11 protein-coding genes and 3 tRNA genes are annotated in these 10,958 nt (G+C 46.3%); 9 read left to right on the forward strand and 5 right to left on the reverse strand.

The features are described 5' to 3' along the window. Positions 1–159: 159 nt before the first annotated feature. A complete protein-coding gene (gene lpxL, locus FHQ30_RS11335) occupies positions 160–1,095 on the reverse strand; it encodes an LpxL/LpxP family Kdo(2)-lipid IV(A) lauroyl/palmitoleoyl acyltransferase (protein ID WP_139612350.1) in 936 nt (311 codons plus the stop codon). Positions 1,096–1,205: 110 nt separating this feature from the next. Here lpxL and hldE point away from each other — a divergent pair, with 110 nt between their 5' ends. Then, the gene (hldE, locus tag FHQ30_RS11340) at positions 1,206–2,633 is read left to right on the forward strand and encodes a bifunctional D-glycero-beta-D-manno-heptose-7-phosphate kinase/D-glycero-beta-D-manno-heptose 1-phosphate adenylyltransferase HldE (protein WP_139611973.1); all 1,428 of its coding nucleotides are present in this window, start codon (positions 1,206–1,208) and stop codon (positions 2,631–2,633) included. 78 nt (positions 2,634–2,711) lie between these two features. Here the strand turns inward: hldE and FHQ30_RS11345 are convergent, their stop codons facing one another. The 4 genes from FHQ30_RS11345 to FHQ30_RS11360 all read right to left on the reverse strand — a co-directional run bounded on the left by FHQ30_RS11345 (position 2,712) and on the right by FHQ30_RS11360 (position 4,140). Then, entirely contained in the window at positions 2,712–3,602 is an 891-nt protein-coding gene (locus FHQ30_RS11345) for a D-alanyl-D-alanine carboxypeptidase family protein (protein WP_139611972.1), read from the reverse strand. Between the two features lie 243 nt (positions 3,603–3,845). Further along, positions 3,846–3,932, reverse strand: a tRNA-Leu gene (locus tag FHQ30_RS11350). A gap of 10 nt (positions 3,933–3,942) precedes the next feature. Next, positions 3,943–4,016: transfer RNA gene (locus FHQ30_RS11355), tRNA-Cys, on the reverse strand. Positions 4,017–4,064: 48 nt separating this feature from the next. Further along, positions 4,065–4,140: transfer RNA gene (locus tag FHQ30_RS11360), tRNA-Gly, on the reverse strand. Positions 4,141–4,378: 238 nt separating this feature from the next. On the opposite strand from FHQ30_RS11360, the gene FHQ30_RS11365 reads away from it, so the two are divergent. The 8 genes from FHQ30_RS11365 (at position 4,379) to FHQ30_RS11400 (ending at position 10,826) form a co-directional block, all read left to right on the forward strand. Next, complete coding sequence (locus tag FHQ30_RS11365; protein WP_139611971.1) at positions 4,379–5,485, forward strand: methionine biosynthesis PLP-dependent protein; 1,107 nt, start codon at positions 4,379–4,381, stop codon at positions 5,483–5,485. 107 nt (positions 5,486–5,592) lie between these two features. Next, positions 5,593–6,888 (forward strand): adenosylmethionine--8-amino-7-oxononanoate transaminase, encoded by a 1,296-nt coding sequence (bioA, locus tag FHQ30_RS11370; RefSeq protein ID WP_139611970.1) that lies wholly within the window; start codon positions 5,593–5,595, stop codon positions 6,886–6,888. Further along, complete coding sequence (bioF, locus tag FHQ30_RS11375; RefSeq protein WP_139611969.1) at positions 6,882–8,054, forward strand: 8-amino-7-oxononanoate synthase; 1,173 nt, start codon at positions 6,882–6,884, stop codon at positions 8,052–8,054. The genes bioA and bioF overlap by 7 nt, the downstream gene beginning before the upstream one ends. Continuing rightward, positions 8,054–8,701: a DUF452 family protein gene (locus FHQ30_RS11380; protein ID WP_139611968.1), complete on the forward strand. Its 648-nt coding sequence runs from the start codon at positions 8,054–8,056 to the stop codon at positions 8,699–8,701. Before bioF ends, FHQ30_RS11380 begins: the two co-directional genes overlap by 1 nt. Continuing rightward, entirely contained in the window at positions 8,695–9,468 is a 774-nt protein-coding gene (bioC, locus tag FHQ30_RS11385; RefSeq protein ID WP_139611967.1) for a malonyl-ACP O-methyltransferase BioC, read from the forward strand. The genes FHQ30_RS11380 and bioC overlap by 7 nt, the downstream gene beginning before the upstream one ends. A gap of 5 nt (positions 9,469–9,473) precedes the next feature. After that, positions 9,474–10,118 (forward strand): dethiobiotin synthase, encoded by a 645-nt coding sequence (bioD, locus tag FHQ30_RS11390; protein WP_139611966.1) that lies wholly within the window; start codon positions 9,474–9,476, stop codon positions 10,116–10,118. A 97-nt stretch (positions 10,119–10,215) separates the two neighbouring features. Then, entirely contained in the window at positions 10,216–10,485 is a 270-nt protein-coding gene (locus FHQ30_RS11395; protein ID WP_139611965.1) for an AbrB/MazE/SpoVT family DNA-binding domain-containing protein, read from the forward strand. Continuing rightward, complete coding sequence (locus FHQ30_RS11400) at positions 10,482–10,826, forward strand: type II toxin-antitoxin system PemK/MazF family toxin (RefSeq protein ID WP_139611964.1); 345 nt, start codon at positions 10,482–10,484, stop codon at positions 10,824–10,826. The genes FHQ30_RS11395 and FHQ30_RS11400 overlap by 4 nt, the downstream gene beginning before the upstream one ends. Positions 10,827–10,958 lie beyond the last annotated feature (132 nt).

The raw sequence follows: 10,958 nt of genomic DNA on the forward strand, positions 1-10,958 counted from the left end.
GCCCGTTTGCGAAGTGTGGTATAAGCGCTTAATCAATAAAGGAAAAATGCAAAGTGCGGTTCGGGGCGATATATAATCGCCCCCTACTGTTACAACATTAATCGTGTATTTTAACCTTTGTCAGCAGTCTGAACCGCACTTAAAGTGCGGTTTTTTTCGTTAATAGCGTGATGGGTCATCTTCGTTTGGACGCGTTTTAAAGCGACGATGCAGCCACATATATTGATCAACGCCTTTTAATATTTCTTGTTCTACCAGTCGGTTCATCTGTATTGCAAGCTGTGTTTGATCCGGTAATACTGAGAAAGTAGTCGGCTCAGATACAGATAAATGATAGCCGGAGCCGTCATTGTTGCGTAATGGTGCGAAAGGCACAACATGTGCATTCGGTACTGATTTCAGTAAATAGTACGAGCCGGTGGTAGTTGCGGCATCGGGAACCGCAAAAAAAGGTACAAATACTGAATTTTTGCGTCCATAGTCATGATCTGGCGCATACCAAATCATGTTTCCCTCGCGTAGCGCCCTAATCATACCTCGTAGATCTTTTCGGTCGAGCAGCGCTTTATTTGAACGAATTCGTCCTTTGTACTGTATCCAATCAAATACCGGATTGTCGTTGGGACGATAAACGCCGATACCAGGTTGGTGCAAGCCGATAATCCGCGCGCCGAGTTCTAAGGTTAAAAAATGTACCCCGACTAAAATAATCCCACCATCGAGATGATTTTTAATATGTTGAATGCCACTGGCAGTGCTCCATTTTTTTATTCGTTTATCCGACCAGAACCATGCCATACCGGTTTCGATAATGCCCATGCCTACTGAATAGCGGTTTTTTTGCAAAATAGCTTCTCGTTCCGATTCGCTTTTTTGCGGAAAGCAAAGTTCCAGATTGCGACGAGCAACTTTCGCTCGTTTTTTGCCGATGCTTAATTTAGAAAAAATCCAGCCTAACCCAGTTCCAATTTTTAATAAAATCGGATAAGGCAGCAATAACAACAGCCTGAAAAAAGCCAATCCAATCCAGAACGGCCAATATTTAGGGTGCAAAAAAGCGGCTTTAAAGTGCGGTATTTGTGATGCTTTAGCCATCCATCATTCCTGTATTCATCTGATATTTTAACTTTGCTATAGTTTAACGGAAAAAATTATAAATAAACATTTTTATGCTAAAATCAGAAAAATTTTATCAGGAGCAAATGATGACACAATATTCGACTCAATTTAAACAAGCGAAAGTTTTGGTGCTCGGGGATGTGATGCTCGACCGCTATTGGTTTGGCGCCACCAACCGAATTTCACCGGAGGCGCCGGTGCCGGTGGTGCGGGTACAAAACAATGAAGAACGGGCTGGCGGAGCCGCTAACGTGGCAATGAATATTGCCAGTTTGAATGTGGAAGTAAAATTATTGGGATTAACCGGGCAGGATGAAGCCGGTTTGGCGCTGGAAAAAATGCTGCAACAACAACGGATTAACTGTGATTTTGTGGCGCTGAATACGCACCCTACCATCACTAAATTACGGATTCTATCCCGTCATCAGCAACTTTTGCGTTTGGATTTTGAAGAAAACTTTCATGATGTTGAAAGTGCGGTTTTGTTGCAAAAATTACAAGATGCCATTGCGCAGAGTGGTGCGTTGGTTTTATCGGATTACGGCAAAGGCACACTGAATGCGGTGCAACAGATGATCCAAGTAGCGAAACAAGCTAACGTACCGGTATTAATTGATCCTAAAGGTACTGATTTTGAACGTTATCGCGGCGCAACGTTATTAACGCCGAATTTATCTGAATTTGAAGCGGTAGTCGGACATTGTGTTGATGAACAGGCGATTCAACAAAAAGGGTTACAGCTGATTGCAGATTATCAATTAGAGGCGTTGCTAGTGACCCGATCGGAAAAAGGTATGACATTACTACGCCCGAATGCTGAGCCGTTTCATCTGCCGACCGAAGCCAAAGAGGTGTTTGACGTGACCGGCGCCGGAGATACGGTTATCAGTGTGCTGGCAACGGCGATTGCCGATGGACGTAGTTTGGAAGAAGCTTGCTATTTGGCAAATATTGCTGCCGGTATTGTGGTCGGCAAGCTTGGTACATCGACGGTTACGCCAGTCGAACTGGAAAATGCCATTCATCATCGTGGTGAAACCGGTTTTGGAATTATGGACGAAGTGCAGTTAAAAAGCAGTGTTGCCGAAGCAAAAGAGCGTGGGGAGAAAATCGTGATGACCAATGGTTGCTTTGATATTTTGCATCCGGGGCATGTCTCTTATCTAGAAAATGCGCGTAAATTAGGCGATCGTCTGATTGTGGCGGTGAATTCCGACGAATCGGTGAAACGATTAAAAGGGGAAAGTCGACCGATCAATTCGCTAGCTGCACGAATGGCAGTGTTAGCGGGTTTGTCCTCTGTCGATTGGGTGGTTGAATTCAAAGAGGATACGCCACAGCGTTTAATCGGCGAGATCCTGCCAGATTTGTTAGTCAAAGGTGGCGATTATAAACCCGAAGAGATTGCTGGCAGCCAAGAAGTGTGGGCAAACGGCGGCGATGTGCGGGTGTTGAATTTTGAAAACGGCTACTCAACCAGCAGCGTGGTAAAGAAAATTCAGCAGTTAGGTTGATGTTGTCAGTTTGTGGGGTTTAAAATTCATTTATAGTCAAAGGCGGATGAATTTCCGCCTTGGCGTTAAACCTAAAAACTAATTTGATACCTGTTCTATCAACCGATCCAATCCAAGTTGATCGTAGGCTTCAATATCTTGGTCGTTACTCTCATCAATAATCAAATCATTGAGTGCGAGGCAACCGTAGGCTTTGAGTTTGTTTTTGGTAAAGTTTGAGCGGGCCGCGGAGCTTTTATTATTGAGGCTAATCACGCCGATGGTCGCGTTATTATTGCAGCTATATTTATTGATAAAGACTAAGTTATAACCTGATTCACGGATATAGCCTGTTTTGCTGATAGAAGCATCAAATATCTCCTCGCGCACTAATTTATTGGTGTTTTGCATAAATACGTTGGCTCGATTGGCGCGAATATAGGCCGCACGGGTGTTGGAGAGCGCTTTTAATTCGGGTTTACGTAGTGAGTATTTAGCAAGCTTCACCAAGTCCATCACACTGGAAATATTACGGTTAGATAGGCCTGAACTATCACTAAAACGAGTTGAGTTCATTTTTAATGCTTGCGCTTTTTCATTCATTTTTTGAATAAATCGAGCTCGACTCATGCCCGCAGAGCGAGATAAAGCATGGGCAGCATAGTTGTCTGAATGCACAAACATCGCTTTTAATAATTCTGAGCAGGCAATCGGTGTATTTTTAGGCAGTTTGGTGCGGGTGCCTTTGATGTGGTCGTTGTCTTCATTAGTGATACGCGCGGTGCAGTTAGGATTGCGATTATTTTCTAAAAACACATTGGCGGTCATCAGTTTTGTGACCGAGGCAATTGGAAGCACACTATTGGGCGAACGGCTTTCTAACACTTTGTTATTGGTAAAATCATAAACCACATAAGATTGCGCGGATAACAGCGGCGATATAGATAAAAATAAGGCTGATAGCAGTAAGTTTTGCTTGTTGCCTCTCATTTTACTGAGTAAAGAGCTTATGTAAGGCATATAAAAAGTCACCTTCGGATTGATAAATTAATATGCAATGTGATAAAAAATAGACTTAACTATATAATTTAAACATATTTTTTATCATTTTGCTCGTATCATTTTTTCTAACAGCCATCGGCAGTAGAATTTAACCAGAGAAGAAGGAAAATCGCAGGTATAAAAAAAGCTACATATAGTAGCTATCTTTTTGGTTTTAAATCATTTTTTAAATGGTGCCCGAGGGCGGACTTGAACCGCCACAGCTCGAAAGCCGAGGGATTTTAAATCCCTTGTGTCTACCGATTTCACCACTCGGGCACTGATTTGATGGAGGCGTGTCCCGGAATCGAACCGAGCTACATGGATTTGCAATCCAGTGCATAACCTCTTTGCTAACACGCCACTATGTAATTAACTCTAGTAACTAAGTAATTATTTCTAGTATTTGTTTGGAGCGGGAAACGAGACTCGAACTCGCGACCCCAACCTTGGCAAGGTTGTGCTCTACCAACTGAGCTATTCCCGCACACTAAACGATGATATAACACATCGTTAATCAGTGGTGGGCATTTTACTGACTTCTGATTTACTGTCAATGTTTGATTGCAATTTTTTGCCTGATTGCCGAAAAAATGAGTGATTTTGTGAAATTTAATCAAAGTGCGGTTTTGATTTGAGGTTAAGGATATTCGGTACTTTAATCGCCTGTAGCTTTGTGTCAGAATAACAAACTATCTACAATTAGACTGTGTTAAGGCAAGATTATGACAACCTATTCTATCGAAACCGAATTAGCCCAATTAGGTAACCGTACCGATGAGAAAACCGGCGCGGTTTCTGCCCCGATTTATCTTTCCACCGCATACGGCCATCGCGGTATCAATGAATCGACCGGCTATGATTACACGCGCACTAAAAACCCAACCCGTACCGTACTGGAAGAGGGCATTGCCCGTTTAGAAGGCGGCGATCGCGGTTTTGCCTGTGCGTCGGGCATGGCGGCGATTCAGTTGTTGATGTCGTTGTTTACTGCACCTGACGAGTGGATTATCTCCAGCGATGTGTATGGCGGAACCTATCGTTTGCTCGATTTCAGTTATAAAAATAACAACAGTGTTAAGGCGGTGTATGTGAATACGGCAGATTTAGCCGCCATCGAAAGTGCGGTCACACCGAACACCAAAGCGATTTTTGTGGAGACACCATCCAATCCGCTGATGGAAGAGTGCGATGTGGCGGCGATTAGCAAGATTGCCAAAAAACACAATCTATTACTCATCGTGGATAACACCTTCTTAACGCCGGTGCTGTTCCGTCCGATTGAGCACGGCGCCGATTTGGTGATCCACAGTGCGACCAAATATTTATCCGGTCATAATGATGTTTTAGCCGGATTAATTGTGTCGAAAGGACAGGAACTGGGCGAGCGCCTGTTTTATCTGCAAAATGGCGCCGGGGCGGTATTATCACCGTTCGACTCATTCTTAGCGGTGCGTGGTTTGAAAACCTTAGCCTTGCGCATGGAACGCCATCAGCAAAACGCACAAGAAATCGCCAAATTCTTAGCCGAACAAGATCAAGTTTTAGACGTGTTATATTCAGGCAAGAGCGGTATGCTGTCGTTCCGCTTGAAAGATGAGAACTGGGTTAATCCGTTCTTAAAAGCGATTAAGTTGATTACTTTTGCCGAGAGTCTGGGCGGTACCGAAAGTTTTATCACTTATCCGGCAACCCAAACCCATATGGACATTCCCGAAGCGGAGCGCATTGCCCGTGGTGTGTGCAACCGTTTGTTGCGTTTTTCGGTCGGATTGGAAAACGTGGAAGATATTAAAGCCGATTTAAGCCAAGCGTTCGCCACATTAGCATAAGTCTATTGCGTTCAGCCAATGGAATGAAGAAGGGATAGTATCAATTTATCCCTTTCCGTGATATTCCCGGTTTTAAAACAAACAGAGTTTGCAACACATGGAACCTTATGAATTCAACCGCACTTTTAGAGTTTGATCGCCAACATTTATGGCATCCTTACACCTCAACACTTAACCCCTTGCCGGTGTATCCGGTGGCAAAAGCCGAAGGTGTGGAAATCACCTTGCAAGACGGACGTAAGCTGATTGACGGCATGTCGTCGTGGTGGGCGGCGCTGCATGGCTATAATCATCCGCGCCTGAACCAAGCGGTGAATGACCAGCTACAGCAGATGAGCCATATTATGTTCGGTGGGCTGACCCATGAACCAGCGGTACGTTTGGGGCAATTGTTGCTGGATTTGCTGCCGTCCGAATTGCAAAAAATTTTCTATGCCGACTCTGGCTCGGTGGCGGTGGAAGTGGCAATGAAAATGGCAATCCAATATCAACACTCACTGGGAAAATCTGCACGCTGCAAATTTGCTGCGATTCGTGCCGGTTATCATGGTGATACTTGGCACGCAATGTCGGTGTGTGATCCGGTAACGGGTATGCACTCGCTATTTAGCCAGCGGTTGCCGATCCAATTTTTCCTGCCACAGCCGCAAACTCGATTTGATCAAGCATGGAATCCACATGATATTCAGCCATTGGCGGATCTATTGACAACGCACCATCATGAGATTGCAGCATTGATTCTAGAACCGATTGTGCAGGGCGCTGGTGGCATGTATTTCTATTCGCCGCACTATTTGGTGGCGGCGAAAAAACTGTGTGATCAATATGGCGTGTTGCTGATTTTTGATGAAATCGCCACTGGTTTTGGCCGCACCGGCAAGTTGTTTGCCTTGCAGCACGCTGATGTGGTGCCGGATATTCTCTGCTTGGGCAAAGCCTTAACCGGCGGCTATTTAACCCTGTCGGCAACAATCACTAGCAATCAGGTTGCCGACACCATCAGCCGTGGCGAAGCGGGCTGCTTTATGCACGGGCCGACCTTTATGGCCAATCCGTTGGCGTGCGCCGTTGCTGCCGAGTCAATCCGTCTGCTATTGGAAAGCGATTGGCAAAGCCATGTCGCCAGAATCGAAGCGCAGTTAAAGCAGGAATTGGCGTTAGCCGCCACTTGGGATTGCGTGGCAGAGGTGCGGGTATTGGGCGCGATCGGTGTGATTGAAATGCAAAGTGCGGTTAATATGCGCAGCTTGCAGGCCCGTTTGGTCGAACAGGGCGTGTGGGTGCGTCCGTTCGGCAAATTGGTCTATCTGATGCCACCGTTTATTATCACGCCGTCGCAGCTTTCCCGCTTAACGGCCGGGGTGCTGCAAGCGCTACAGCAAGAGTATCCGCCAGCATGTTAAATTTTTATACCGAGCAATTGGCGCAACTGCAACAACAAGGGCAATACCGCACTTTGCCTGACATTCGCCATCAGGGCAAACATATTTGGCATGATGGGCGCAAAATGCTCAATTTTTCCTCAAATGATTATTTGGGATTGGCTTCGGATAACAGCTTAAAGCAACAATTTTTTGCGCAAACCGATGTCAGCGAAATGGCGTTGACCTCCTCCTCATCACGCTTGCTGACCGGCAATTTTCCGATTTATGCCGAACTGGAAAGCTTGATGGCAAGCCAGTTTCAGCGTGAAGCCTGCCTGCTGTTCAATAGCGGCTACCACGCCAATATCGGCATTTTGCCGGCGCTGGCGGATAAACAAACGTTGATTTTAGCCGATAAGCTGGTACACGCCAGTTTGATCGACGGCATTCGTTTGTCGGCTGCCGATTATCAACGCTATCGCCATAATGATTATGCCCATTTGCAGCAGCTGTTAGAGAAAAACAGTAAAAGCTATCAACGGATTATTATTGTCACCGAAAGCGTATTCAGCATGGACGGCGACATGGCGGATTTGCGGCAACTGGTGGCGTTGAAACAGCGCTATCGCCATGTGATGCTGTATGTCGATGAGGCGCATGCGCTGGGCGTATTCGGGCAAAATGGACTGGGTTTGGCAGAAAAGTGTGCTTGCATCGGGCAGATTGATTTTCTGGTGGGCACCTTTGGCAAGGCGCTGGCAGCGATGGGAGCTTATGTGGTGTGCGATCAGGTGATTAAAGACTATTTGATCAACAAAATGCGCCCGTTGATCTTCTCGACCGCACTTTCACCATTGCTGGTGCAGTGGGTCTATTTTCTCATGCAACGCTTGCCACAAATGCAAACGCAACGGCAACATTTGCAGCAGCTGAGCAGCGAATTACAACGCGGCGTGCAGCAATTGACACCACAACCGACACTACAATCGACACCAAGCCGCAGTCAAATCGTGCCGTATATTCTGGGCGATAATGCGAGCACCCTCTCCACTGCCGAGCGGTTGCAACAGTGCGGTTTCTACTGCCTGCCGATTCGTCCGCCGACGGTGCCGAGTGGCACCTCGCGGATCCGTTTTTCCTTGACTGCCGATATGACGGCTGACGAAGTGGCGCAGCTGCTTGATGTATTAAAAGGATCACAATAATGCAGACCGAATGGCTGATCAGCGCAGAAAATAACCCGAATCTCATTCTGTATTTTGCCGGTTGGGGCACATCGCCGCAGTTGGTGAAACACTGGCAATTACCGCCCGATACCGATCTGTTGCTGTGTTGGGATTATCGTAATTTAAGTCTGAATGCCGATCTCAGCCGCTACCGCACTTTGCATTTGGTGGCGTGGTCGATGGGGGTGTGGGCAGCGGAGCAGACGGTGGCAGATTTGCCGTTCGCCACAAGTGTGGCAATTAACGGCACGCCGTGTTTGATTGACGATCAATCCGGCATTCCACAGGCGATTTTTCAAGGCACATTAGACGGCTTTAATGATCTTACTCGTGCTAAATTTGAACGGCGAATGTGTGGCAAACGTGAGCTATTACAGCAATATCAAGCAATTGCGCCACGTCCGACCGACGAAATCGCGCAGGAGTTGGCGGCGGTGTATCAGGCATTTGCGCATGCGAAACCGGCTGCCATTCGCTGGCAAAAAGCGATTGTCGGCATGCAGGATCAGATCTTTCCGACGGCCAATCAGTTAAATTATTGGCGGCAAACCGACAGTGAGATCATACAGCTTGCGCTACCGCACTTTGCCTTGGCGGCGTTTAATGCGTGGTCTGAGCTATGCTAGCGAGATTGGATAAAAAACGGATCGGCCACTGTTTTGCCAAAGCGTTGGCTAGTTACGACCAACACGCACAAGCACAACAACAAATCAACCGCCGTTTGGCGGATTTATTGCGCTATAGCCAACAGACGTGCTTTCAGCAGGTGTTGGAAATTGGTTGTGGCAGTGGCGATTTAACCCGTTTATTGGCGCAAGATTACCAAGTGCGGTCGTGGTGTTTGAATGATCTCAATTCAAGTGCACTGGCACTGGCAAAACAGCGGCTGGCTACGGCAGAGGTGAAATTATGGGCAGCCGATGCCGAGCAGTTTGAGCGCACTTTGGTGTTAAATCAGCCATTTGATTTGCTGGCTTCGGCTTCCACTGTGCAGTGGTTTCAGCAGCCGCAACGGATTATCCGGCTGGCAACGCAGGCGCTCAAACCAAACGGCTGGCTGTTGTTCAGCACCTTTTTGCCACAAAATTTAGTGGAAATTAAGCAGCTGACCACCGTTGGTCTGCATTATCCCAGCCTGCAACAATGGCAAACATGGCTAGAACCGCACTTTGAGCTGATCGCACAAGATCAGCAGGCAATCCAATTATGGTTTCAGCAGCCCAGTGCGGTGTTGCGCCATTTGCAAGCCACCGGCGTAACCGCCACCAATCAACAGCAGTGGACAAAAGGCAAATTGGCGGATTTTTATCAGCGTTATCAACAGCAGTTCAGCGTCAACGGCAAAGTGCGGTTGACTTATGCGCCACTGCTGATGTTGGCAAAACGGAAATAGAATCAATGAAAAAGCAACAGATCATGTTTATTTCAGGCATTGATACCGATGTGGGTAAAACTATTGCCACCGGATTTTATGCCAATCGGCTTGCGGCACAAGGGCGGTCGGTGATCACGCAAAAATTGGTGCAAACCGGCTGTTCAGGCGTCGCCGAGGATATTCAACGCCACCGCAAGCTGCAAAACCTGCCGCTGCAACAATGCGATTTGGATGGCACCACTTGCCGCTATGTGTTTGATTACCCCTGTTCACCGCACTTGGCGGCACGCTTGGCACAAACTGAGATCGACTTGGCGCAAATCACGGCCGATACACAAATTTTAGCGCAGCAGTATGACGTGGTCTTGATCGAAGGCGCCGGTGGGTTGGCGGTGCCGTTGAATAACGCATTGACCGCACTGGATTATTTGCAACAACAAGGTTATCCATTGATTTTGGTCACTTCCGGCAAACTGGGCAGCATCAACCACACTTTATTAAGCCTTGCAATCTGCCAACAGCGTGGCATCGCGCTGCAAGCGTTGATTTACAACCACTATCCGCAAACCGACCCGATTATTGAAAATGAAACCCAAGCCTATTTGCAGCGCTATTTAACCACACATTTTCCGCAGGCGGAGTTTATTGAGTTGGGGAATATTTTGTAGTCAGTAACAGCGCCTATTGCTTTTGCTGTATAAAAACCATACACTCGTTATTATGTATTATTTTGGATATACATTGGCGGTTGAAAGGAGATAGGTAATGAGATTAGAAGTGAAACAGTGGGGCAATAGCAAAGCGGTGCGATTGCCGAAAGACTTTATTACGAGTTTACAGCTTGACAATGGCGATTTTTTTGAAATCGAAAATATTCAGCAAGACAGAGTTGTGCTACACATTAAACGTACTGGCGCAAAGGGGAAACAAGTGCGCTTAACCTTGCAGCAACGCCTAGCAATGACAACAGGCGAGTTACCAAGTTTAAGCGATTGGGATAGCATGCAAGCGGTTGGGGATGAAATCGAATTATGATGAAAATTGATCGCGGTGATATTGTTAAAATTGATTTTGACCCCAGTATGGGCGGCGAAATTAAAGGTTCTCGTCCGGCATTGGTGCTGAGTTCAAAATCATTTCATCAAACTGGTTTTATGATGCTATGTCCTATTTCGCAAGGTGAAGCGGCTACGGCAAGAGAAAATGGCTTTTCGGTGTCCTTAATGGGCAGCGGTTGCAAAACTAATGGTGTGGTTATTGCTCATCAAGTGCGTGTAGTAGATTTTAGAGTGAGAAAGATTAGAAAATTTGAAACCACGCCAACGTTTATTGTTGATGAAGTGCAAGATATTGTTGAGGCAATTTTAAGGGATTAGCTTTATTGACAATGTGAATTGATAAAATTGTGTAAGGGCACATTAGGGTCTGTTGATCTTTGTTTATATTTTAAATACAATCCGTAGGATTATGACTCTTTTTCGCCACTACTGCGTTAAAAGCTGTTCGTT

It is taken from the genome of Testudinibacter sp. 'clade 2' (genome assembly GCF_006227735.1).
Taxonomy (GTDB): domain Bacteria; phylum Pseudomonadota; class Gammaproteobacteria; order Enterobacterales; family Pasteurellaceae; genus Chelonobacter.